Origin of the sequence: Pseudomonas sp. BS3767 (assembly GCF_900099665.1) — a bacterium.
GTDB classification, from domain to species: Bacteria; Pseudomonadota; Gammaproteobacteria; order Pseudomonadales; family Pseudomonadaceae; genus Aquipseudomonas; species Aquipseudomonas cerasi.
In genome coordinates this window covers 618,745-643,132 of record NZ_FNCX01000003.1, presented here as the reverse complement: position 1 = coordinate 643,132, position 24,388 = coordinate 618,745, and the positions used below count along the sequence as shown (strand labels likewise).

21 protein-coding genes are annotated in these 24,388 nt (G+C 59.1%); 3 read left to right on the top strand and 18 right to left on the bottom strand.

Annotation, left to right across the window (positions count from 1 at the left end):
* Positions 1-4: 4 nt before the first annotated feature.
* Together BLR16_RS12030 and BLR16_RS28590 are read right to left on the bottom strand one after the other, a co-directional pair.
* On the bottom strand, positions 5-520 hold the full coding sequence (locus BLR16_RS12030; protein ID WP_074805472.1) for a CinA family protein: 516 nt from the start codon (positions 518-520) through the stop codon (positions 5-7).
* Positions 521-596: 76 nt separating this feature from the next.
* Entirely contained in the window at positions 597-839 is a 243-nt protein-coding gene (locus BLR16_RS28590; protein ID WP_161437898.1) for a damage-inducible protein CinA, read from the bottom strand.
* Between the two features lie 153 nt (positions 840-992).
* Here BLR16_RS28590 and mutS point away from each other — a divergent pair, with 153 nt between their 5' ends.
* Together mutS and fdxA are read left to right on the top strand one after the other, a co-directional pair.
* A complete protein-coding gene (gene mutS / locus BLR16_RS12025; protein ID WP_161437902.1) occupies positions 993-3,560 on the top strand; it encodes a DNA mismatch repair protein MutS in 2,568 nt (855 codons plus the stop codon).
* A 259-nt stretch (positions 3,561-3,819) separates the two neighbouring features.
* On the top strand, positions 3,820-4,143 hold the full coding sequence (gene fdxA / locus BLR16_RS12020) for a ferredoxin FdxA (protein WP_002554692.1): 324 nt from the start codon (positions 3,820-3,822) through the stop codon (positions 4,141-4,143).
* A gap of 543 nt (positions 4,144-4,686) precedes the next feature.
* Here fdxA and rpoS read toward each other — a convergent pair.
* From rpoS to BLR16_RS11980, 8 genes are all read right to left on the bottom strand, one after another.
* The gene (rpoS, locus tag BLR16_RS12015; protein WP_074805482.1) at positions 4,687-5,694 is read right to left on the bottom strand and encodes an RNA polymerase sigma factor RpoS; all 1,008 of its coding nucleotides are present in this window, start codon (positions 5,692-5,694) and stop codon (positions 4,687-4,689) included.
* A 103-nt stretch (positions 5,695-5,797) separates the two neighbouring features.
* The gene (locus BLR16_RS12010; RefSeq protein ID WP_074805484.1) at positions 5,798-6,664 is read right to left on the bottom strand and encodes a peptidoglycan DD-metalloendopeptidase family protein; all 867 of its coding nucleotides are present in this window, start codon (positions 6,662-6,664) and stop codon (positions 5,798-5,800) included.
* Between the two features lie 207 nt (positions 6,665-6,871).
* Complete coding sequence (locus tag BLR16_RS12005; protein WP_003364797.1) at positions 6,872-7,507, bottom strand: protein-L-isoaspartate(D-aspartate) O-methyltransferase; 636 nt, start codon at positions 7,505-7,507, stop codon at positions 6,872-6,874.
* A gap of 41 nt (positions 7,508-7,548) precedes the next feature.
* The gene (surE, locus tag BLR16_RS12000) at positions 7,549-8,298 is read right to left on the bottom strand and encodes a 5'/3'-nucleotidase SurE (RefSeq protein ID WP_003364800.1); all 750 of its coding nucleotides are present in this window, start codon (positions 8,296-8,298) and stop codon (positions 7,549-7,551) included.
* Complete coding sequence (gene truD, locus BLR16_RS11995) at positions 8,286-9,344, bottom strand: tRNA pseudouridine(13) synthase TruD (protein ID WP_003433352.1); 1,059 nt, start codon at positions 9,342-9,344, stop codon at positions 8,286-8,288. Before truD ends, surE begins: the two co-directional genes overlap by 13 nt.
* The gene (ispF, locus tag BLR16_RS11990; protein WP_003364807.1) at positions 9,341-9,814 is read right to left on the bottom strand and encodes a 2-C-methyl-D-erythritol 2,4-cyclodiphosphate synthase; all 474 of its coding nucleotides are present in this window, start codon (positions 9,812-9,814) and stop codon (positions 9,341-9,343) included. Before ispF ends, truD begins: the two co-directional genes overlap by 4 nt.
* 53 nt (positions 9,815-9,867) lie before the next feature.
* Positions 9,868-10,713 carry an S-formylglutathione hydrolase gene (fghA, locus tag BLR16_RS11985; RefSeq protein WP_046719791.1) on the bottom strand — a complete coding sequence of 282 codons (846 nt, stop codon included), beginning with the start codon at positions 10,711-10,713 and terminating at the stop codon, positions 9,868-9,870.
* Positions 10,714-10,809: 96 nt separating this feature from the next.
* The gene (locus BLR16_RS11980) at positions 10,810-11,922 is read right to left on the bottom strand and encodes an S-(hydroxymethyl)glutathione dehydrogenase/class III alcohol dehydrogenase (RefSeq protein ID WP_003391047.1); all 1,113 of its coding nucleotides are present in this window, start codon (positions 11,920-11,922) and stop codon (positions 10,810-10,812) included.
* Positions 11,923-12,026: 104 nt separating this feature from the next.
* Between BLR16_RS11980 and BLR16_RS11975 the strand changes: the two genes are divergently transcribed.
* Entirely contained in the window at positions 12,027-12,923 is an 897-nt protein-coding gene (locus BLR16_RS11975; protein WP_003433355.1) for a LysR family transcriptional regulator, read from the top strand.
* Here BLR16_RS11975 and ispD read toward each other — a convergent pair.
* From ispD to dnaE, 8 genes are all read right to left on the bottom strand, one after another.
* Positions 12,883-13,641 carry a 2-C-methyl-D-erythritol 4-phosphate cytidylyltransferase gene (gene ispD, locus BLR16_RS11970; protein ID WP_074805485.1) on the bottom strand — a complete coding sequence of 253 codons (759 nt, stop codon included), beginning with the start codon at positions 13,639-13,641 and terminating at the stop codon, positions 12,883-12,885. The two genes, BLR16_RS11975 and ispD, sit on opposite strands and share 41 nt — an antisense overlap.
* A gap of 13 nt (positions 13,642-13,654) precedes the next feature.
* Complete coding sequence (ftsB, locus tag BLR16_RS11965) at positions 13,655-13,933, bottom strand: cell division protein FtsB (RefSeq protein ID WP_003314315.1); 279 nt, start codon at positions 13,931-13,933, stop codon at positions 13,655-13,657.
* A 190-nt stretch (positions 13,934-14,123) separates the two neighbouring features.
* On the bottom strand, positions 14,124-15,410 hold the full coding sequence (gene eno / locus BLR16_RS11960; RefSeq protein WP_003364816.1) for a phosphopyruvate hydratase: 1,287 nt from the start codon (positions 15,408-15,410) through the stop codon (positions 14,124-14,126).
* Positions 15,411-15,549: 139 nt separating this feature from the next.
* Positions 15,550-16,395, bottom strand: a complete 846-nt coding sequence (gene kdsA / locus BLR16_RS11955; RefSeq protein WP_003314314.1) for a 3-deoxy-8-phosphooctulonate synthase — start codon at positions 16,393-16,395, stop codon at positions 15,550-15,552.
* Positions 16,396-16,409: 14 nt separating this feature from the next.
* Complete coding sequence (locus BLR16_RS11950) at positions 16,410-18,041, bottom strand: CTP synthase (RefSeq protein ID WP_003364819.1); 1,632 nt, start codon at positions 18,039-18,041, stop codon at positions 16,410-16,412.
* A 263-nt stretch (positions 18,042-18,304) separates the two neighbouring features.
* Positions 18,305-19,642, bottom strand: coding sequence for a tRNA lysidine(34) synthetase TilS (gene tilS, locus BLR16_RS11945; RefSeq protein WP_074805490.1), 1,338 nt, complete (start codon positions 19,640-19,642; stop codon positions 18,305-18,307).
* Positions 19,643-19,777: 135 nt separating this feature from the next.
* A complete protein-coding gene (gene accA / locus BLR16_RS11940) occupies positions 19,778-20,725 on the bottom strand; it encodes an acetyl-CoA carboxylase carboxyl transferase subunit alpha (protein WP_003364825.1) in 948 nt (315 codons plus the stop codon).
* 128 nt (positions 20,726-20,853) lie between these two features.
* On the bottom strand, positions 20,854-24,375 hold the full coding sequence (gene dnaE / locus BLR16_RS11935) for a DNA polymerase III subunit alpha (protein WP_003433366.1): 3,522 nt from the start codon (positions 24,373-24,375) through the stop codon (positions 20,854-20,856).
* Between the last annotated feature and the right edge of the window lie 13 nt (positions 24,376-24,388).

Genomic DNA, 24,388 nt, shown 5'->3' with positions numbered 1-24,388 from the left:
GCGCCTACCCCTGTTTTGGCATTTCTCCGCATGCAAGCTGTATCAGCCCGTGCAGCGCGGCTTCGACCGTCCGTCGACGGACCTGATCACGGTCGCCATCGAAGTGGCAACGCCGGGCGATCAGCGCATCATCCTTGCCCCAGCACAGCCACACGGTACCGACCGGTTTGTCCGGCGAACCGCCGCCAGGCCCCGCGACACCGCTGACCGCGACGGCGAATCGTGCACCGCTTTCACGCTGTGCGCCTCGCACCATGGCCTCGACAACCGGCTGACTGACCGCCCCGACCTGTGCGAACAACACCTCGGGTACCCCTAACTGACGGGTCTTCTGGGCATTCGAATAGGTCACGTAGCCCGCTTCGAACCACGCCGAGCTGCCGGCAATGCGCGTGATCGCTTCGGCTATTCCGCCCCCCGTACAGGATTCGGCAGTGGTCACTTGCGCACCCATTGCACCCAGAAGCCTGCCAAGCGTATCGGCAAGCCCGGTTATCTCATCCTCGGTGTAATCGTTCATGCTGGAAAGCCTGTAAAGGTGAATCCTGAGGCAGCGCACCTGCCGCGCAACGGGGCTGAGCATGCTGCTTTACTGGTCATTTTTCCTGCGCCCGGGCTTTTTGACCGTTTCCACCGTGGTTTCTCTCGGCCTTTTTCTGGCTTCTTCCAAAGGAATGAAGCGCCCGCTGACAGAATCCCTTGCTCGTTTGTTCTTCATATAAAAATCCTTTTTTATAAGTTGCCGCCCGGTGATCGAGTGGCAGCGATGAAAGTCTATACGCCAAATCGAGATGCATGGCTGTCTGGAAACGCCCGGTCACCAATACGCGGGAAGCCACGCGGTCACTGCACCACCCGGTCGAGCGTGATAACCTTGCCGCCATCGCACATACCCGGCAGACGCCCCTTGCTTCAGACAAGGGCCACCCGTCGCGTCTCAAGGTTGCCTCACTCCTCTCAAGAACTTGCCTAAGCCACTGATGAATAAAGCAATTTCCGACCTCTCCGCACACACTCCGATGATGCAGCAGTACTGGAAACTGAAAAACCAGCACCTGGATCAGCTGATGTTTTATCGCATGGGCGATTTCTACGAGATCTTCTACGAAGACGCGAAGAAAGCCGCCAAGCTGCTCGATATAACCCTGACCGCACGCGGCCAGTCGGCAGGTCAGAGCATTCCCATGTGCGGGATTCCCTACCACGCAGCCGAGGGTTATCTGGCCAAGCTGGTGAAACTGGGCGAATCGGTGGTGATCTGCGAGCAGATCGGCGACCCGGCTACCAGCAAGGGGCCGGTGGATCGTCAGGTGGTGCGGATCATCACGCCAGGGACCATCAGCGATGAGGCCCTGCTCGACGAGCGCCGCGATAACCTGATCGCCGCCGTGCTGGGTGACGAACGCCTGTTCGGCCTCGCGGTACTGGATATCACCAGCGGTAACTTCAGTGTGCTGGAGATCAAGGGCTGGGAGAACCTGCTGGCCGAGCTCGAGCGCATCAACCCGGTCGAGCTGTTGATCCCGGACGACTGGCCACAAGGTCTGCCTGCCGAGAAGCGCCGTGGTTCTCGACGTCGCGCGCCTTGGGATTTCGAGCGCGACTCAGCGCATAAAAGTTTGTGTCAGCAGTTTGCAACCCAGGACCTGAAGGGTTTCGGTTGCGAAAACCTGACGCTGGCCATCGGTGCTGCCGGCTGCCTGCTGAGCTATGCCAAGGAAACCCAGCGTACCGCCCTGCCCCATCTGCGCAGCCTGCGTCACGAACGTCTCGACGATACCGTGATCCTCGATGCCGCCAGTCGCCGTAATCTGGAACTGGACACCAACCTGTCCGGAGGCCGTGACAACACCCTGCAATCGGTCATGGACCGCTGCCAGACCGCAATGGGGACACGGTTGCTGACCCGCTGGCTGAACCGGCCATTGCGCGACCTGACCATCCTTCAGGCACGCCAGACGTCGATCACCTGTTTTCTGGAACGCTATCGCTTCGAAAACCTGCAGCCACAGCTCAAGGAAATCGGCGACATCGAGCGGATTCTGGCGCGCATCGGCCTGCGTAACGCGCGGCCACGTGACCTCGCTCGCCTGCGCGACGCCCTGAGCGCCCTGCCCGAGTTGCAACAGGCGATGGCCGATCTGGAAGCGCCGCATCTGCAGCAACTTGCGCAGACAGCCAGCACCTATCCCGAGCTGGCCGATCTGCTGCAGCGCGCGATCATCGACAACCCGCCAGCCGTCATTCGTGACGGTGGCGTTTTGAAGACTGGCTACGACGCTGAGCTGGATGATCTGCAGTCGCTGAGCGAAAACGCCGGCCAGTTCCTGATCGACCTGGAAGCCCGCGAAAAAGCCCGCACCGGTCTTGGCAATCTGAAAGTCGGCTACAACCGCGTACATGGCTACTTTATCGAGCTGCCAAGCAAGCAGGCCGAGCAGGCGCCGGCTGATTACATACGCCGCCAGACCCTGAAGGGCGCCGAGCGCTTTATCACGCCCGAGCTCAAGGAGTTCGAAGACAAGGCGTTGTCGGCCAAGAGCCGCGCCTTGGCTCGGGAAAAGATGCTCTACGAAACGCTGCTCGAAGACCTGATCGGTCATCTTGCGCCGCTTCAGGATACGGCGGCGGCGCTGGCCGAACTGGACGTGCTGAGCAACCTTGCGGAGCGCGCGCTGAATCTGGACCTCAATTGCCCACGCTTTGTCTCCGAACCCTGCATGCGCATCGAGCAAGGCCGTCATCCGGTGGTGGAACAGGTTCTGAGCACGCCTTTCGTTGCCAACGACCTGGCGCTGGACGACAGCACTCGCATGCTGGTCATCACCGGCCCGAACATGGGCGGTAAATCGACCTATATGCGTCAGACGGCGCTGATCGTGCTGCTGTCCCATATCGGCAGCTTCGTGCCCGCTGCCAGCTGCGAACTGTCGCTGGTCGACCGGATCTTCACCCGCATCGGCTCCAGCGACGACCTGGCGGGCGGACGCTCGACGTTCATGGTCGAAATGAGCGAAACGGCAAACATCCTGCACAACGCTACCGATAAAAGTCTGGTGCTGATGGACGAAGTCGGGCGCGGCACCAGTACTTTCGACGGCCTTTCGCTGGCTTGGGCGGCAGCCGAGTGCCTCGCGCAGCTGCGCGCCTATACACTGTTCGCCACGCACTATTTCGAACTGACGGTATTGCCGGAAAGCGAACCGCTGGTGACCAATGTGCACCTCAACGCCACCGAGCATAATGAGCGCATCGTGTTCCTGCACCGGGTCCTGCCAGGGCCTGCGAGTCAGAGCTACGGTCTGGCCGTGGCGCAACTGGCCGGCGTGCCGGGCAAGGTCATCAGCCGCGCCAAGGAACACTTGCAGCGTCTGGAAACCACCAGCCTGCCGCACGAGCAGCCGCGCGCCAAACCCGGCAAGCCCGCAGTCCCGCAACAAAGCGATATGTTCGCAAGTCTGCCGCACCCGGTGCTCGACGAGCTGTCGAAGGTCAAGGTCGACGATATGACCCCGCGGCAGGCGCTGGATTTGCTATACACATTGCAAACTCGCCTGTGACGCGAAGCGTTACATACTGTTAGAATCCCGCGCGGTTTGGGACGCTCTCGGCTTTTAGCCTGGTCGAGGCGTTTTTCGAGCCGCGTGAAAATGCAGCGAACCATCGGTAGGTAGCAGGGACAGGTAGCAGACGCCGCAGTCTTACCGCTTCAAGGCCACCCACCAAAAGCACGTGTTTTCATAGGGCCGGGAAACCTCCCGAACCTGGCACCCCTGTCTGGAAGGGCTCTGCCGCAGCCGCCTGAGGAGAAAATTAGAAATGACCTTCGTCGTCACCGACAACTGCATCAAGTGCAAGTACACCGACTGCGTAGAAGTCTGTCCGGTGGACTGCTTTTACGAAGGCCCGAATTTCCTGGTGATCCACCCGGACGAGTGCATCGACTGCGCGCTCTGCGAGCCAGAGTGCCCTGCCGTAGCCATTTACTCGGAAGACGAGATCCCTGCCGGCATGGAAAACTTCATCGAGCTCAACGCCGAGCTTGCCGAAGTCTGGCCCAATATCACCGAAAAGAAAGACGCTATGCCGGATGCGGCAGAGTGGGATGGCAAAACCGGCAAGATCGCTGATCTGGAACGCTAGATTCCAGACAGACAAAAGGCCCTCAAGAGGGCCTTTTTTATTGAATGCGCTTTTCTGCAGACAAAAAAAGGGGCGGTATGACCCGCCCACGTTTTTCCCTGATCCCTGTATTCCCTTGTCATCATCCTGATGAATCGCATCCCGCGATGTCCTTGACCGTCATCCTTGATGGCCCGTGCCTGTCCGTTGGCACAGCTTCGATATTAGAGATTTAACCCTGGAGAGCAACACCCGAAACGCTCCAGAATATTTCCCGGTCGATTGTCTTGCAGGATTAAAACCTTTTCAAAAACAAAGCCTTGCAACGAAAAAACCGTGAAATTGGCGACTAGCCTTACTCCGATTACCTGAATGACTTACAGCAAGCGTGCGCAATGACTTACAGGCTTTGAACCTTCCAAGTACACCGACCGCGAGATTGAACAGGCAAAACCGTATTGGCGGGTCCCGTGAGCAGCAATATTGAAATGACGAAAGACATATAAAAAGGCCGATATACACACTGTGTTATATCGGCCCTGGATGGATGCTACAGAGGGGGGATTACTGGAAGAGGGATTCGCTGGACAGACCATTTTTCTCGAGGATCTCACGCAGACGCTTGAGTCCTTCAACCTGAATCTGCCTTACACGCTCACGCGTCAGGCCGATCTCAAGCCCTACGTCTTCAAGCGTGCTGCTTTCATGCCCGCGCAAGCCGAAGCGGCGAATCACCACCTCGCGCTGCTTCTCGGTCAGTTCAGACAGCCATTGATCGATACTCTGTGAGAGATCGTCGTCCTGCAGCAACTCGCAGGGGTCTGTCGGACGGTCGTCGGTCAAGGTATCGAGCAGCGTCTTGTCCGAATCCGGGCCCAGCGAAACGTCCACTGACGAAACACGCTCGTTCAGGCCCAGCATGCGCTTGACCTCGCCTACCGGTCTTTCCAGCAGGTTGGCGATCTCTTCAGGAGAAGGTTCGTGATCCAGCTTCTGGGTCAGCTCTCTGGCCGCACGCAGATAAACGTTCAGCTCCTTGACCACATGAATCGGCAGTCGGATGGTCCGCGTCTGATTCATGATCGCGCGTTCAATGGTCTGACGAATCCACCAGGTGGCGTAGGTGGAGAAACGAAAACCGCGCTCCGGGTCGAACTTCTCAACCGCCCTGATCAACCCCAGGTTGCCCTCCTCGATCAGATCAAGCAATGACAGCCCACGATTGACATAGCGTCTGGCAATTTTTACTACCAGCCGCAGATTGCTTTCAATCATGCGTTTGCGCCCGGCCGGATCTCCATTTTGCGACAGACGCGCAAAATGCACTTCTTCTTCCGGGGACAATAGAGGAGAAAAACCGATTTCATTGAGGTACAGCTGGGTAGCATCAAGCGCCCGCGTGTAGTCAATGTACTTGTGTTGTTTGAGCGATGTTGATTGCTTGACCTTGGTACGTCCCGAGACAGCGGCTGGCTGCTTCTCGTTTGACGCTTCCTTCAGGACAATGCCGGCTTCCATAAGGAGCACTTCATCATCGATGTCAAACTCCGGCGCTTCGTTGCCAAGAGCCATTGTTTTAGTCCTTTGGTGAGTTCGACCTCAAGCTCCAGCATCGCCTGGTTCCATGGCAACACTTGAGCCTGTTCCTATTACGCCTGGAACAGGCTGGCAACTATCAACGACGTGGCAAGAATCCTAACGGATCTACAGGTTTCCCTTGGCGGCGAATCTCAAAATGCAGTTTCACCCGGTCAGTTCCTGTTGACCCCATTTCGGCAATCGTCTGCCCTGCCTTGACCTGTTGTCCTTCCCGTACCAAAAGCCTGCGGTTATGACCGTAGGCACTGACGTAGGTATCGCTGTGTTTGATGATGATCAATTCGCCGTAGCCCCGTAATCCACTTCCGGCGTAAACAACTGAACCATCAGACGCTGCCAAAACAGGCTGTCCCAAATCACCAGCGATATCAATTCCTTTATTCAAACTGCCGTTTGAGGAAAATTTTCCTATCAAAATGCCACTCGAAGGCCAGGTCCAACCTGTCGGGGACTTGCCGGCCGGGCCTGTCCCGGTGGTCGCCGAGGGAGGTATAACCACAGGTACAACCGCAATAGGCTTGGACATGACCGTGGTTTTGACGGATCCGGAACTGCTGGTCGTGGTTGACGTGGACGTCACTGGACGCCCGGCGCCCGACGTTGAAACCACGCTCGGTGTTGAAGAGGAGCGTCCGTCAAAGCGAATTGTCTGACCAGGCTTGATGGTAAACGGCTCCGGGATCTGGTTACGGGCAGCCAGCGCCTTCCAGTCCCAGCCGTAACGAAATGCAATGGAAAAAAGTGTGTCACCGCGCCTGACCACATATTGGCCAGTGGTCACCGTCGGGCGCTGGGCCACGGCATTGCCGTTGCGATCAACGACGCGAACGCCGCCTGAGGGCGAGCTGGAGCAGCCGACCAAAAGGACACTGAGAGCAATGCCAATCACCAGACGCTGATAACTTCTTGAAGACCTGAGCTGCTGAATGACTGTGAGACTCACCCGCCACTCCCTTTACTGGTGACTGAATTCAAAAAAGATGCCTATTGTGCCGTAATAGCGACGGGCAGCCAGTGATATCCGCTGAAAAACGCTGTTAAGTATCAATCAGCTGCATGGAAATGATGCCATCAGGCCATTCAACATTCCGGGCCGCGCGCTGTAGACAGATGACTGACGCCAGAATTCATTGTTTACCGCAGACAATCTTCAAGCGATGGGTCCATTGAGCAATGGCACGAAGCGCACAGCCCCCAGCACGTGCCGAGAAAAACCGTGTTCTTCACGGATGATCAGCATCAACTGCTGAACCTCCCCCGAGCCCACGGGAATGACCAGACGGCCTCCCGGTGCCAGCTGATCGAGCAATGCCTGCGGTACATCGGTTGCCACCGCCGTGACGATGATGCCGTTATAGGGCGCCAGGGCTGGCCAGCCTTCCCAGCCGTCACCCCAGCGGAACACCACGTTGCGCAGATTGAGCTCGACCAGACGTTCCTTGGCGCGATCCTGAAGCACCTTGATGCGCTCGACCGAGAACACTCGTTCTACCAGCTGCGCCAGCACAGCAGTCTGATAGCCTGACCCCGTACCGATCTCCATGACCTTGTCCAGCGGCCCGGCTGCCAACAGCAGCTCGCTCATCCGCGCGACCATGTAAGGCTGGGAAATGGTCTGGTTGTGACCGATGGGCAATGCGGTGTCTTCGTAGGCGCGATGCGCCAGCGCTTCATCGACAAACAGATGCCGTGGCGTCTTGCGAATGACGTCCAGTACCCGCTGGTTGGAAATGCCCTCTTCACAGAGGCGCTGAATCAGACGCTCGCGGGTACGCTGCGATGTCATTCCGATCCCTCGACGCAATAAATCATCCTGCTCGCGTGACATCAACGAAGTCCCTCCAGCCAGGTGTTCAGGCTGCTGAATCCGTCCTGATAGGTTCTATCCAGCTGCAACGGCGTGATCGATACATAGCCTTGTACGACCGCATGAAAGTCGGTCCCGGCGCCGCCGTCCTCGACATCACCGGCAGCAGCGATCCAGTAGCCAGCGCGGCCACGCGGGTCGACGACCTTGATCGGCGCCGCAGCGCGGGCACGATGCCCCAATCGGGTCAGTTGAATGCCGCGGATGTGCTCGAGCGGCAGGTTGGGAATATTCACGTTCAATACCGTGCGGGGTGGCAGGTCGAGTTGCTCATGGGCCTCGACCAGCAAGCGCGCGTAATGCGCCGCCGTCGCCAGATTATCCGGCTGACGTGACAGAAACGAAAAGGCAAACGACGGGCGCTGCAGAAAACGCCCTTCAAGCGCTGCGGCGACCGTTCCGGAATACAGTACATCGTCGCCCAGATTGGCCCCCAGGTTAATGCCTGAAACCACCATGTCCGGTTGCCGCTCCAGTAGCCCGTGAATGCCCAGATGCACACAATCGGTGGGCGTACCGTTGACACTGATGAAGCCGTTTTCGAGGGTGTGCGGATGCAAGGGCCGGTCGAGTGTCAGAGAACTGCTGGCACCACTTTTGTCCTGATCAGGCGCAATCACCACGCAGTCGGCGTAGTTCGCCAACGCCGCATGGAGCGCGACAAGACCGGGCGCATTCACCCCGTCATCATTTGATATCAGAATACGCATGAGCTGTCCGTCTGCCCAACCGGCACCAGATCAATGAGTTCGCGTACCAAGACGGTCGCAAAGCATCCGGGCGGAAGGACGAATTCCAGTTGCAGAATGTCAGACTCGGGATAATGCCACGTCAGCCGCCCAATGGGCAGTCGCAGGATGCGACGTTCGTGCTCCATGCCCGCTCTGACCAGCCAGTCACGCAACACGGATTCGTCATCGGCAACGGTATTTTCCAGCGCTGCCGTCGCACCGCCAGCTGGCGAAGGGCCTTCACCCCACTGAGGACCGGTGGGGTGCAGATCGAGGATCGCCAGACGAGGATCGCTGCATTCATCCAATCCGGCCGGGAAAAAACTGCGACTGTCGGTGAACGCAAGCAAATCCCCGACCTGAGCCTTCTGCCAGCTGCCATCGGCAACCCGGGCGGCCAACACCCGGTTGAACAGGTAACTGCGCGCCGTGGACAACAGTCGCGAACGCACGGCGCGCTGCTCAGGCAGCGCCTTGCGGGCGGCGTAATCGCGTGCCTCGCCAAGATTTCCGCCCTGATAGCCAAAACGCTGCGTGCCGAAATAATTGGGGATGCCCTGCCGGGCAATGGTTTCAAGGCGCTGATTCAACGCGCCCTGGTCTGCATCCAGCTGAGTCAGACGCAGGGTGAAGCCATTGGCCGCATGGGCGCCACGCTGCAGCTTGCGTTTGTGACGACCGCTTTTGAGAATCTTCAGCGTGTCGTCCTGCGCAGCAGACAGATCAGGATCGGCCTTGCCCGGCAGTTGAATACTGAACCACTGACGGGTCAATGCCTGGCGATCCTTGAGACCGGCGTAGCTGACTGTGCGCAACTGAACGCCCGCAGCCCGGGCCAGCCGGCGCGCCGCCTCTTCCGTGTTCAGGCCGCGTTTCTCGACCCATAGCCACAAGTGCTCGCCATCCCCGGAAAGCGGAATGTCCAGCACTTCATCGACCTGAAAGTCTTCGGCAGTCGCCTTGAGCACTGCACGCCCCAGTGCATCGCCGTAAGCTCGCGGGCCCAGCAGTTCAAGTTCATTCATGCGCGCAGCAACAACGCAACGGCATGCACCGCGATGCCTTCTTCACGCCCGGTAAAGCCAAGCTTTTCGGTCGTTGTGGCCTTGACGTTGACCTGATCCAGCTCAACCTGAAGGTCTTCGGCGATCAATGCACGCATGGCATCGATGTGCGGTGCCATTTTCGGTGCCTGAGCGACGATGGTCGCGTCGACATTACCGACCTTCCAGCCTTTGCCATGGATCAGCGTGAGGACATGACGCAGCAGCACGCGGCTGTCGGCGCCCTTGAACTGCGGGTCGGTGTCAGGAAAGTGCTTGCCGATATCGCCCAGCGCTGCGGCGCCCAGAAGCGCGTCGCTCAAGGCATGCAGCAGGACATCGCCATCGGAATGGGCCAGCAGGCCGAACCCGTGTGCAATCCGCACGCCGCCCAAGGTAATGAAGTCGCCTTCAGCGAAACGGTGCACATCATAGCCATGGCCAATACGCATAAAAAAACGCCCTGAAAAAAGTCAGGGCGTGATTCTACCTGCTTTGGCGCGCGTTAGCTGTTCAAGGCTGCAGCGTGATGCCTGAGATGGTCTTCGATGAAGCTGGCGATGAAGAAATAGCTGTGGTCGTAACCTGGCTGCATGCGCAGGGTCAGCGGGTAATCCGCAGCCTTGGCCGCCTGAACCAGCACCTCGGGCTTGAGCTGGTTGACCAGAAAATCATCACGATCGCCCTGATCGACCAGGGTCGGCAGCTTTTCGGACGCCTGCGCAATCAGCACGCTGGCATCCCACTCGCGCCAGCGAGAACGGTCTTCGCCCAGATAACGGGAGAATGCCTTTTGCCCCCAAGGGCAATCGATCGGATTACTGATCGGCGAAAACGCCGACACCGAGCGATAGCGGCCAGGATTGCGCAATGCGCAGACCAGCGCGCCGTGACCGCCCATCGAGTGGCCGCTGATACTGCGCACCTGCGACGCCGGGAAATGCCCCTCAATCAACGCCGGTAGTTCCTTGACCACGTAATCATGCATTTGATAATGCCGCGCGTAAGGCTGCTCGGTGGCGTTGAGGTAGAAGCCCGCGCCCTGACCGAAGTCCCAGGCGCCGTCAGGGTCATCTGCCACGTCGGCACCGCGCGGACTGGTATCAGGCGCCACGATGATGATGCCTAGCTCGGCCGCCATTCGATGGGCCGCTGCTTTCTGCATGAAGTTTTCATCCGTGCAGGTCAGGCCGGACAGCCAGTACAACACCGGCAGCTTGCCGCCCTGCTCCGCCTGTGGCGGCAGGTAGACGGCAAACACCATGTCGCAACCGAGCACTTGAGAATGATGCTTGTAGCGCTTGTGCCAGCCGCCGAAACTCTTTTGGCAGGAAATATTTTCCAAAGGCATAGGGTTTCCTCCAGTTGCAGGCGTCAAGCCTCAGGCTGCAGGCATGGACCAGAGCATCCTGCTTGCTGCTTGAAGCCGAGCGCCTGCCGCTGCTCCTTAAAAATGAATGACCGTGCGGATGCTTTTGCCTTCATGCATCAGGTCGAATGCCTTGTTGATGTCTTCCAGGCCCATGGTGTGGGTGATGAACGTATCCAGCGGGATTTCACCGGTCTGCGCCATGTCCACGTAGCTTGGCAATTCGGTACGACCACGCACGCCACCAAATGCCGAACCGCGCCAGACGCGCCCGGTCACCAGCTGGAACGGACGAGTAGCGATTTCCTGACCGGCACCGGCCACGCCGATGATGACCGACTCGCCCCAGCCCTTGTGGCAGGATTCCAGCGCTGCACGCATCAGTTGCACATTACCGATGCACTCAAACGAGAAGTCGACGCCGCCATCGGTCATGTCGACAATGACTTCCTGGATCGGACGGTCGAAATCCTTCGGATTGACGCAATCAGTCGCGCCCAGCTGTTTGGCGATTTCGAACTTGGCCGGGTTGATGTCGATGGCAATGATTCGAGCCGCCTTGGCTTTGACCGCACCGATCAATGCCGAAAGGCCAATACCGCCCAGGCCGAAGATGGCCACGGTATCGCCAGGCTTGACCTTGGCGGTGTTGAGCACCGCACCGATACCGGTGGTGACACCGCAACCCAGCAGGCAGACCTTTTCCAGCGGTGCCTGCTTGTCGATTTTGGCCACCGAGATTTCCGGCAGTACGGTGTACTCGGAGAAGGTCGATGTGCCCATGTAGTGGAAAATCGGCTCGCCCTTGTAGGAAAAGCGCGTGGTGCCATCCGGCATCAGGCCTTTACCCTGAGTGGCACGAATCGCCTGACACAGGTTGGTCTTGCCCGAGCGGCAGAACTTGCACTGACGGCATTCCGGGGTGTACAGCGGAATCACGTGGTCGCCGACCATCACCGAGGTCACGCCCTCACCCACCGCTTCGACAATCGCACCGCCTTCGTGACCGAGGATCGACGGGAAAATCCCTTCAGGGTCAGCGCCGGACAGGGTATAGGCATCGGTGTGGCAGACGCCGGAGGCTACTACTCTGAGCAGCACTTCTCCCGCCTTGGGCATGGCGACATCGACTTCAACGATCTCCAATGGCTTTTTGGCTTCAAAAGCGACAGCAGCGCGCGACTTGATCATCAATCTTCTCCGACGGGTAAAAACAAGGATTGCAGTGTAGTACAGTGCCAATTGACGAGTAATGCGGCTAAAAGCAAAACATTAATGCTGTACAGGGATAATCGATGTACACCAATCGCTGGGAAGGTCTGGATGAGTTCGTTGCCGTTGCAGAATGCGGGCAGTTCACGGCGGCGGCTCAGCGGCTCGGGGTCTCCTCGTCGCATGTGAGCCGTCAAATCGTTCGTCTTGAAGAGCGCCTGCAGACCCGTCTGCTCTACCGCAGCACACGCAAGGTCGCGCTGACGGAAGCCGGACAAACCTTTCTGCACCACTGCCAGCGCCTGCAGGACGGCCGCGAAGAAGCTCTGCGCGCCGTGGGCGATCTGGCCAGCGAACCGAAGGGATTGTTGCGCATGACCTGCGCCGTGGCCTATGGCGAGCGCTTCATCACGCCGCTGGTCACGCGTTTCATGGACGTTTACCCGCACCTGCGGGTCGATATCGAGCTGAGCAACGACACGCTGGACCTGGTTCATGAAGGCATGGACCTGGCGATTCGGCTTGGCCGGTTACAGGACTCGCGTCTGGTCGCGACCCGCCTCGCGCCACGGCAGATGTACCTGTGCGCTTCGCCGTCCTACATCGAGCGTTACGGCAGACCGCACAGCCTTTCGGAACTGAATCGCCATAATTGCCTGATCGGAGGCAGCGATACCTGGCAGCTTCAGCAGAACGGGCGTGAGTTTTCCCAGCGTGTACAAGGCAACTGGCGGTGTAACAGCGGCCAGGCCGTGCTGGATGCCGCACTGCACGGAGTCGGTTTGTGTCAGTTGCCGGATTACTACGTGCAGAAACATCTCAACGACGGCACGCTGGTTTCATTGCTGGAGGCGCATCAACCGCCTAACACTGCAGTATGGGCGCTCTATCCGCAGCAAAGGCACCTGTCACCCAAGGTGCGCAAGCTGGTGGATTATCTTAAGGAGGGGTTGGCGATGAGGGATGAATATCGCCAGTAGCGGAAACCTGGCGCCCGAACTTGCTGTGGCGCTGGCGCAGCCACTCCAGGTCTTCGGGACGCGTGACCTTGATGTTGTCGGAACGTCCCTCGATCAGGCGTGGCGACTGCCCCGCCCACTCGATGGCCGATGCCTCATCGGTGATGCTGACGTTAGAGACCAGGCTGTCCGCCAGGGCGCGATGCAGGGCACCAAGACGAAACATCTGCGGCGTGAAGGCTTGCCAGATCAGGCTACGATCCACTGTTTCCAGCACGCGACCGCTGCTGTCGGCACGTTTGAGCGTGTCGCGGGCCGGCACGGCCAGCAGGCCGCCGACAGGGTCATCGGCCAGTTCGCCGAGCAGATTGTCCAGATCGCTGCGCGCCAGGTTCGGACGCGCAGCGTCATGAACCAGCACCCAGTCATTGTCACTGGCGCCCTGCGCATGCAGGTGCAGCAGCGCATTGAGTACCGAGCCTGAGCGCTCGCTGCCGCCGTCCACGCGCTGAATGCGAGTGTCATGCGCGCAGGGCAATGCAGCCCAGTAAGGGTCGTCCACAGCCAGACTGATCACCAACCCCTTGAGCCGGGGATGATCGAGAAAGCAAAGCAGGCTGTGTTCCAGAATTGTCAGGCCGCCCAGTGGCAGGTACTGCTTGGGACGGTCGGCTGCCATGCGAGCACCAATGCCCGCTGCAGGTATCACTGCCCAGAAGGCAGGAAGAAAGTCTTTCATCGCACCAACTTGATTATTGCGCGAGCTGGTAAAGGGTTTCGCCGTCCTTGACCATGCCCAATTCATGTCGGGCACGCTCTTCGACGGTTTCCAGACCTTTTTTCAATTCCATGACCTCGGCATCAAGCACGCGGTTGCGCTCCAGCAGCACCTGATTTTCAGCATGCTGGTCGGCAATCTGCTGAGTCAGGCTGGCCACTTGCGCAAGGCTTCCGTTACCGACCCAAAGGCGGTACTGCAAGCCAGCCAGCAACAGGAGCAGGACGAGGAACAACCAGTTAGGACTGCGCATTGAAATATCAGGTACCCAGTAAAAAAGACAGCAGAGCCAACGTGAACAACAAACGACTGAGGGCATTGAGCCTGACATAAGCCAGGCTCAATCACTCCAGATTACCGCGGAGCGTCAGCATCGGAGCTGCACGGGCAAGTCAGGGGACTCGAATCCGTGCAGCACTCTGCGTCTTTTTACCATCTATGGCTCAGCCGCGAAACTCGGCACGACCACGATACACAGCCTTGGAGCCCAATTGCTCCTCGATGCGCAGCAATTGGTTGTACTTGGACACGCGGTCGGAGCGGCACAGCGAACCGGTTTTGATCTGACCGGCAGAGGTGCCCACAGCCAGGTCGGCAATGGTCGAATCTTCGGTCTCGCCGGAACGGTGAGAGATGATCGCCGTGTAACCGGCAGCCTTGGCCATCTGAATGGCTTCCAGGGTTTCGGTCAGCGTACCGATCTGGTTGAACTTGATCAGAATCGAGTTGGCGATCTTCTTGTCGATGCCTTCCTTGAGGATCTTGGTGTTGGTCACGAACAGGTCGTCACCTACCAGCTGGGTTTTCTCGCCGATCTTGTCGGTGAGGATTTTCCAGCCATCCCAGTCGGACTCGTCCAGACCGTCTTCGATGGAAATGATCGGGTGCTTGCGAGTCAGCTCGGCAAGGTATTCGGCGAACTCGGCAGAGCTGTATTCGCCCTCTTCGCTCAGTTTGTACTTGCCGTTCTTGTAGAACTCGCTCGCTGCGCAGTCCAGCGCCAGGGTCACGTCGGTGCCCAGCGTATAACCCGCATTGGAAACAGCCTCGGCGATAGCGTCGAGCGCTTCCTTGTTGGATGCCAGGTTAGGCGCGAAGCCACCTTCGTCACCCACTGCGGTGTTCAGGCCACGCGCCTTGAGGACCGCCTTGAGGTGATGGAAAATCTCGGTGCCCCAGCGCAGGCCTTCAGCGAAGGACTTGGCGCCGACAGGCTGGATCATGAATTCCTGGATGTCGATGTTGTTATCGGCATGCTCGCCACCGTTGATGATATTCATCATCGGCACCGGCATGGAGTACACGCCCGGGGTGCCATTGAGGTTGGCGATGTGCGCGTACAGCGGCAGGTCCTGATCCTGTGCCGCCGCCTTGGCAGCTGCCAGGGAGACCGCGAGGATGGCGTTTGCGCCCAGGCTTGCCTTGTTTTCGGTGCCGTCCAGCTCGATCATCGCGTGATCCAGCGCCTTCTGGTCGACCGGATCCTTGCCCAGAAGCAGGTCACGGATAGGGCCATTGATGTTGGCCACAGCTTTCAGAACGCCCTTGCCCATGTAACGGCTTTTGTCGCCATCACGCAGCTCCAGCGCTTCGCGCGAGCCGGTTGAAGCACCGGACGGCGCGCAGGCGCTGCCGATGATGCCGTTATCGAGGAGCACATCTGCTTCCACGGTGGGATTGCCACGGGAGTCGAGAACTTCACGACCTTTGATGTCGACGATTTTTGCCATTGTTGTAAACACTCCAAGATTGACGAAAACGACGCAGCTGGGAAAACAATGCTCGCAATCAGACGCGGGAAAAGGCAGGTCTGAATGCGACAACCCCGTCACGAATGACGGGGAACGGCACTTTACTGGAGAACCCTGTTCAAGCGGTCTCTACGATCGGAAAACTCTTTACAAGTTCATCCAGGGACTTGAGTTGGGCCAGAAACGGCTCGAGCTTGTCCAGACGCAGGGCACATGGCCCGTCGCATTTGGCGTTGTCAGGATCCGGATGGGCTTCAAGGAACAGACCGGCCAGATTCTGACTGATACCGGCCTTGGCAAGATCCAGCACCTGGGCGCGGCGCCCGCCCGCAGAATCGGAACGACCGCCCGGCATCTGCAGGGCATGGGTCACGTCGAACAGGATCGGGTACTCGAACTGCTTCATGATGCCAAAGCCAAGCATGTCCACGACCAGATTGTTGTAACCGAAGCTGGAGCCCCGCTCACAGAGAATCAACTGATCGTTCCCCGCCTCTTCGCACTTGGTCAGGATGTGTTTCATTTCCTGGGGTGCAAGGAACTGGGCTTTCTTGATGTTGATGACTGCACCGGTTTTCGCCATCGCGACGACCAGATCGGTCTGCCGCGACAGGAAAGCCGGCAGTTGAATGATGTCGCAGACTTCGGCCACCACGGCGGCCTGATGAGGCTCGTGAACATCGGTGATCAGCGGCACGTTGAAGGTGCGCTTGATCTCTTCGAAAATACGCATGCCTTCTTCAAGGCCCGGCCCACGGTAGGAGTTCACCGAAGAGCGGTTGGCCTTGTCGAAGCTGGCCTTGAACACGTAAGGGATACCGAGCTTTTCGGTGACCTTTACGTATTCTTCACAGACCTGCATGGCCATATCCCGGGATTCGAGTACGTTCATGCCGCCGAACAGCACCATTGGCTTGTCGTTGGCGATCTCGATCGAACCTACGCGGATGATTTTCTGAGCCATGTCTGCAGTCCCTGTCAGGAATTTTTCTGATGTTGAGCCAATGCCGCCTTGACGAAGCCGCTGAACAGCGGATGACCGTCACGGGGCGTTGAGGTGAATTCCGGGTGGAACTGGCAAGCGACGAACCATGGATGATCCGGTGCTTCGACCACTTCAACCAGTGCGCCATCGCCCGAGCGGCCGGAGATCTTCAGGCCCGCCTCGATCAGTTGCGGCAACAGGTTGTTGTTCACTTCATAGCGATGACGATGACGTTCGACGATCACGTCCTTGGTGTAGCAATCGTGGACCAGCGAACCGGCTTCAAGCTGGCACTCTTGTGCGCCCAGACGCATGGTGCCGCCCAGATCGGAGCTTTCGGTACGGGTTTCGACTGCACCGGTGGCGTCTTCCCATTCGGTGATCAGACCCACTACAGCGTGTGCGCTGGTACGGTCGAACTCGGTGGAGTTGGCGTCTTTCCAGCCCAGCACGTTACGCGCGAACTCGATGACCGCGACCTGCATGCCCAGGCAGATGCCGAGGTACGGAACCTTGTTCTCACGGGCGAACTGAACGGCAGTGATCTTGCCTTCGACGCCGCGCAGACCGAAGCCACCCGGAACCAGGATCGCGTCCACGCCTTCCAGCAGGCCGGTGCCCTGGTTTTCAATGTCTTCAGAGTCGATGTAGCGCAGGTTGACCTTGGTGCGATTGGTGATACCGGCGTGGCTCATGGCTTCGATCAACGACTTGTAGGCGTCGAGCAGCTCCATGTACTTGCCGACCATCGCGATGGTCACTTCGTGTTCCGGGTTGAGCTTGGCGTCGACGACCTTGTCCCATTCGGACAGGTCGGCACCACCACATTGCAGACCGAAGCGCTCGACCACAAAATCGTCCAGGCCTTGCGAATGCAGAATGCCCGGGATCTTGTAGATGGTGTCCGCGTCTTCGAGGGCGATGACCGCACGCTCTTCGACGTTGGTGAACTGAGCGATCTTGCGACGCGAGGAAACGTCGATCGGGTGATCGGAGCGGCAGACCAGCACATCAGGCTGCAGGCCGATGGAGCGCAGTTCCTTCACCGAATGCTGGGTCGGCTTGGTCTTGGTCTCGCCGGCAGTAGCGATGTACGGCACCAGCGTCAGGTGCATCAGCATTGCGCGGCGTGCGCCGACTTCGAAACGCAACTGGCGGATGGCTTCAAGGAACGGTTGGGACTCGATATCGCCTACGGTACCGCCGATCTCGACCAGCGCCACGTCGGCATCGCCTGCACCCTTGATGATGCGGCGCTTGATTTCATCGGTGATGTGCGGGATGACCTGAATGGTCGCGCCCAGGTAATCACCACGGCGCTCTTTGCGCAGGACGTGCTCGTACACACGGCCGGTGGTGAAGTTGTTGTTCTGGGTCATGGTGGTGCGGATGAACCGCTCGTAGTGACCAAGGTCCAGGTCGGTCTCGGCGCCGTCGTGAGTGACGAACACCTCACCGTGCTGGAACGGGCTCATGGTGCCTGGGTCCACGTTGATGTAGGGATCCAGTTTGAGCATGGTGACCTTGAGTCCCCGCGCCTCCAGGATGGCCGCCAATGAAGCCGAGGCAATGCCTTTCCCCAATGAAGAAACAACACCGCCCGTGACGAAGATGTAGCGCGTCATGAAAAACCCTAGAAGTCTGCGTTAAAGCGGTCAGAGCCGCCGGGGATAGCGAAGGAAGGCCGAAGCCCCCGATTACCGACAAAATTCACGGTGCACTCCCGAAACTGCTGCGTTGAAACCGACCGGCCGAAGCCAGTGTGGTGTGCGCTACATTTTAAGAATTACCCAGTAAATACTGGTTGGTAACCGGCAACTCATGTCGTTTCAAAAGAACCGACAGAAGCTGTATCAAGAAGGGAGCGTAGTCTACCTGAAAGGGCCTTTCAGCTCAAACTTTGGTCGCCGGTCGGCGCAACCCAGCGCAAACGCCAGTTTTCATTGGGCGAACCGTCCAGTCCAGGCAGGTTGGCGACGGCCAGCAGCACGTTATCGAGGTAGAGCAGCGGCAATCTGCCGCGCAGAAACGCCGGTACTGACTGCTCGTTGAGCAGGCGCTTGAGATCACGGCTGCCACGCCCGTCCAGGCGTAACACTTCACCGCCCTGCCGATAGCGGACTTGCAGACACCCCGACGGCGCCTCGCCCTCCAGAACCACGCGGCCATTGCCGGGCAAGTCCAGCGCCACACCAGGGTCCGTCCAGTCCATTGCCTGATGACAGAGCCGCTCCCAGGCAGCCGGCACCCACCAGATGCAGCCCTGCGCCCTGTGCAACGTTCCATCGGCGAGCCGCCACAGCGGACCCGCGTCCTGCGCCGCATCGCGCAACGCCTCCCAGCCAGCCCAGTGATCGGTGTCCGGCAGACGCGTCAGTGGCGCAAGCCAATGACGCACTGCATTGCGCTGCCGGGCTGCGGACAAAGCGGCAATCGGCCCGAGACTCAACACCGGCAGGCCAACCCAGCTAAACGACGTAGCAGCCTGAGCATTGGCAATATCCTGCAGCGCAAGCTCATCGAGCAATTGCTGCGCTTCGCCGAGGTGGTGTGCGGTACGTGCCAGACTGGCGGCTGCCTGCGGCCATCTGGAGGTCAGCAACGGCAGTACCTGATTGCGCAGAAAATTGCGCGAAAACTGCTGATCGTCATTGCTGGCATCTTCGATCCAGTTCAGTCCATGTCGACGCGCGTAATCTTCCAGCTGCATACGCGATACATCCAGCAGCGGCCTCAGTAGATGCCCACGGCCCAGCACTCGCTGATAGGGCATGGCAGCCAGACCACGAACGCCTGCGCCGCGCAGCAGACGGAACAGCAGGGTCTCGGCCTGATCATCGCGATGCTGCCCGGTCAGCAGCACCTCGCCCTCACCCAGCCGCTCAGTGAAGGCGCCGTAACGCGCCTGACGGGCAGCCTGCTCGAGACTTGCAGCAGGCTCGACCTGAACGCGAACAGACTCGAATGCCACGCCGAGCGCCTTGCAGACCTGCTGACAATGCTCTGGCCAGGCATCGGCAGCGGTCTGCAGACCGTGGTGCACATGGATTGCGTTGAGCGCAGGCAGGGTTTCGCGGCCGGCGAGTTCAGCCAGAAGATGCAAAAGCACGGTTGAGTCGAGGCCGCCGGAGAAACCGACATGCCAGACAGGCGCATTGCGCCAGGGGGCCAGAACTTGAAGAAGCCTGACAGAAAGATCATGACCGGCGCGTGAGAGAGTGGTCATGGGTGTTTTTCACCGGTCTGGCGGGTTCGCACACTAAACGCTTCAGTGCTCAAGCCAGTCCTTTCGCGAACAGGTTCGCTCCCACGCCTTCCGGGCAGAAGCCCGCAAGACGTGGAAGCAATCGGGCGACGCAGCTTACAGACCGTAGCTCATCAAGCGGTCATAACGGCGGGCCAGCAGCTCATCGTTATCGAACTCCTTGAGCATCGCCAGCTGACTGCTCAACTCTTCGCGAATCAAGGCAGCGGCGGCGACCGGATCACGATGCGCGCCACCCAGTGGTTCGGCGATGACCTTGTCGACGATACCCAGGCCTTTCAGGCGGTCAGCGGTGATACCCATGGCTTCGGCAGCATCCGGTGCCTTCTCGGCGGTTTTCCACAGAATCGACGCGCAGCCTTCCGGAGAGATTACCGCGTAGGTCGAATACTGCAGCATGTTCAACTGGTCGCATACGCCAATTGCCAGCGCACCACCGGAACCGCCTTCACCGATAACAGTAGCGATGATCGGGGTCTTGAGACGGGCCATGACACGCAGGTTCCAGGCAATTGCCTCGCTCTGGTTGCGCTCTTCCGCGTCGATACCAGGATAAGCGCCCGGCGTATCGATAAAGGTCAGGATCGGCATCTTGAAGCGCTCGGCCATTTCCATCAGGCGGCAGGCCTTGCGATAGCCTTCGGGGCGCGGCATGCCGAAGTTGCGACGAACCTTCTCGCGCACTTCCCGGCCTTTCTGATGACCGATAACCATGACTGGCTGGTTGTCGAGACGGGCAATACCGCCGACGATCGCCGCATCATCGGAGAAATGACGATCACCGTGCAGCTCATCGAACTCGGTAAAGATGTTTTCGATGTAGTCCAGCGTGTAGGGACGACGCGGATGGCGCGCCATGCGCGCGATCTGCCAGCTGGTCAGGTTGCCGAAGATGCTTTCGGTGAGCGTCTTGCTCTTGTCTTGCAGCCGGGAGATCTCGTCGCCGATGTTCAGCGAGTTGTCATTACCCACCAAGCGCAGTTCTTCGATTTTGGCCTGCAAGTCAGCGATAGGCTGTTCGAAATCAAGAAAATTCGGGTTCATAGGCATCCGTCTTGGGTCGACGGCCAAGAGGCCGGCCGGTTGATCCGTCTGCGCCGTTCCTGTTCGGAACCGGCGCGTTCAGGTCGAAATTAAAATTCAGGGTTGAGCGCAAGTCGAGCCTGCGACGTTCAACGATACTGGAGAAAGACGTTCTCACGTCCGAACTGGTCACGCAGAGCTTGAATCAAGCTGTCCGCAGGATCAATCCGCCATGCTTCTCCCAATTGCAGCAATGCGCGGGCGTCCTGCCCCGTGTAGTCCACCGTGATCGGACAGGCACCGCGATGGCGCTTGCACAGATCGCCCAGCCAGCGCAGCCGGTCGCCCTTGAGCGCTTCGGCACGCACCGTCACACGCAGGCTCTCGGCCAGATTGGTGCGGGCATCCTCGATACTCATGACACGCTTGGCCCGCAGGCGCAGCCCACCGGAGAAGTCATCATTACTGACTTCGCCCTCGACCACCACCATAGCATCGGTCTGCAACAGTGACTGAGCCGAATGAAACGCTTCGGCAAACAGCGACGCCTCGATGCGCGCCGAGCGATCGTCCAGGGTAATGAACCCCATCTTGTCGCCCTTCTTGTTCTTCATGACGCGCAGGGCAATGATCAGGCCTGCGACCGTCTGGGTGTCTCTTGCGGGCTTGAGATCGATGATCCGTTGCCGGGCGAAACGGCGGATCTCGCCTTCATATTCATCGATCGGGTGCCCGGTCAGGTACAGGCCCAGGGTTTCCTTTTCACCACGCAGACGATCCTTGAGGCTCAGCTCACGGGTCTTGCGATGATTCGCATAAACATCGGCGTCCGCTTCGACGAACAGGCCGCCGAACAGGTCCGAGTGACCACTGTCGCGACTGCGCGCTGTCTGCTCGGCAGCCTGAATGGCCTCTTCCAGCGCCGCAAGCAACACCGAACGGTTACGATCGATATTGGCCTGATAAGCCTTGGGCTCGAGTTCGAAGTACGGCCCGAGACGATCCAGCGCACCGCTGCGAATCAGGCCATCCAGCGTTCGCTTGTTGACGCGCTTGAGGTCGACGCGGGCGCAGAAGTCGAACAAGTCCTTGAACGGCCCGTTCTGGCGCGCATCGGTAATCGCCTCGACCGGCCCCTCGCCTACGCCCTTGATCGCGCCAAGGCCATAAAGAATGCGGCCATCGTCACTCACCGTGAACTTGAACTCCGAGGTGTTCACGTCCGGCGCGTCGAGGCGCAGCTTCATCGTGCGCACTTCTTCGATCAAGGTCACGACCTTGTCGGTGTTGTGCATATCCGCCGACAACACCGCCGCCATGAACGGCGCCGGGTAGTGAGTCTTCAACCAGGCAGTCTGGTACGACACCAGCCCGTAGGCCGCGGAGTGGGACTTGTTGAAACCGTAACCGGCGAATTTTTCCACCAGGTCGAAGATGTTACCGGCCAGGTCCGGGTCGATGTTATTGGTCTTGCAGCCATCGATGAAACCACCGCGCTGCTTGGCCATTTCCTCGGGCTTTTTCTTGCCCATTGCGCGACGCAGCATGTCCGCACCGCCAAGGGTGTAACCGGCCATGACCTGAGCGATCTGCATCACCTGTTCCTGATACAGGATAATGCCGTAGGTCGGTGCCAGTACCGGCTTGAGGCCTTCGTACTGGTAATCGACGTGCGGATAGGACAGCTCGGCGCGACCGTGCTTACGGTTGATGAAGTCGTCCACCATGCCCGATTGCAGCGGGCCGGGGCGGAACAACGCCACCAGTGCGATCAAGTCTTCCAGACAGTCTGGCTTGAGCTTTTTGATCAGCTCTTTCATGCCGCGCGACTCGAGCTGGAACACCGCCGTGGTCTCGGCGCGCTGCAGCAACTGATAGGTCGGCATGTCGTCGAGCGGGATGAACGCGATGTCCAGCGGTTCTTCGTTGACCTTGGCGCGGTCGCGGTTGATGGTCTTGAGCGCCCAGTCGATGATGGTCAGGGTACGCAGACCGAGGAAGTCGAACTTCACCAGCCCCGCAGCCTCGACATCGTCCTTGTCGAACTGGGTCACCAGACCGTCACCGGCCTCGTCGCAATAGATCGGCGAGAAGTCGGTCAGCTTGGTCGGGGCAATCACCACACCACCGGCGTGCTTACCGACGTTACGCACAATGCCTTCGAGCTTTAGCGCCATCTCCCAGATTTCCGCAGCTTCCTCATCCACCTTGAGGAAATCGCGAAGAATCTCTTCCTGCTCGTAGGCTTTTTCGAGGGTCATGCCGACTTCGAACGGGATCATCTTCGACAGACGATCCGCCAGCCCGTAAGACTTGCCCTGCACACGCGCCACGTCACGCACCACCGCCTTGGCGGCCATGGAACCGAAGGTGATGATCTGGCTCACCGCGTTGCGACCGTACTTCTCGGCCACATACTCGATCACCCGGTCACGACCATCCATGCAGAAGTCGACGTCGAAGTCGGGCATGGAGACCCGCTCCGGGTTCAGGAAGCGTTCGAACAGCAGGTCGTATTCCAGCGGGTCGAGGTCGGTGATCTTCTGCACATAGGCAACCAGCGATCCGGCCCCCGAACCACGACCCGGCCCCACCGGTACGCCGTTGCTCTTGGCCCACTGGATGAAGTCCATCACGATCAGAAAGTAACCGGGGAAGCCCATCTGGATAATGATATCCAGCTCGAAATTCAGCCGGTCGACATACACCTGACGCCTGGCTTCGTAATCTTCGGTCGTGTCCTTGGGCAGCAGGACTGCAAGACGCTCTTCGAGACCGTCGAAGGAGACCTTGCGGAAATACTCATCGATGGTCATGCCATCGGGAATCGGGAAGTTGGGCAGGAAGTGCGTGCCCAGCTTGACATCGATATTGCAGCGTTTGGCAATCTCGACGGTGTTTTCCAGCGCTTCCGGCAGGTCGCTGAACAGCTCGGCCATTTCTTCCGGGCTTTTCAGGTATTGCTGATCGCTGTAATTGTGCGAGCGACGCGGGTCGTCCAGCGCACGGCCTTCACCGATGCATACGCGGGTTTCGTGGGCTTCGAAATCGGCCTGTTTGATGAAGCGCACATCATTGGTCGCCACCAACGGCGCGCCGTGACGCTCGGCCAGGGCCACCGCAGCGTGCAGGTGTTCTTCGTCATTGGCGCGGTTGGTACGCTGTACTTCGATGTAGAAGCGGTCAGGAAAGACTTCCAGCCACTCGCGCAACAGTTCGTCGGCCTCCCCCGGATTGCCGCCGAGCAAGGCCATGCCGATCTCGCCTTCCTTGGCCGCGGAAAGCGCAATCACGCCTTCGCTGGCCTGCGCGACCCACTGGCGCTGAATGACGATCTGACCGTTGCGCTGGCCTTCGATAAAGCCTCGGGAAATCAGCTCGGTCAGGTTGCGGTAGCCCTGGGCATTCATGGCCAGCAGGCTGATGCGGCTGAGCGCGGCATCTTCGTCCCTGCCTGCCAGCCATAGGTCGACGCCACAGATCGGCTTGATGCCGGAGCCCTGGGCGGCCTTGTAGAACTTGACCAGCGAACACATGTTGTTCTGGTCGGTCACCGCCACGGCGGGCATGTTCATGCCGGTCAGCGCCTTGATCAACGGCTTGACCCGGACCAGACCGTCAACCAGAGAATATTCGGTGTGCAGGCGTAGATGAACGAAAGAAGCCGGCATGGTGATCCTATAA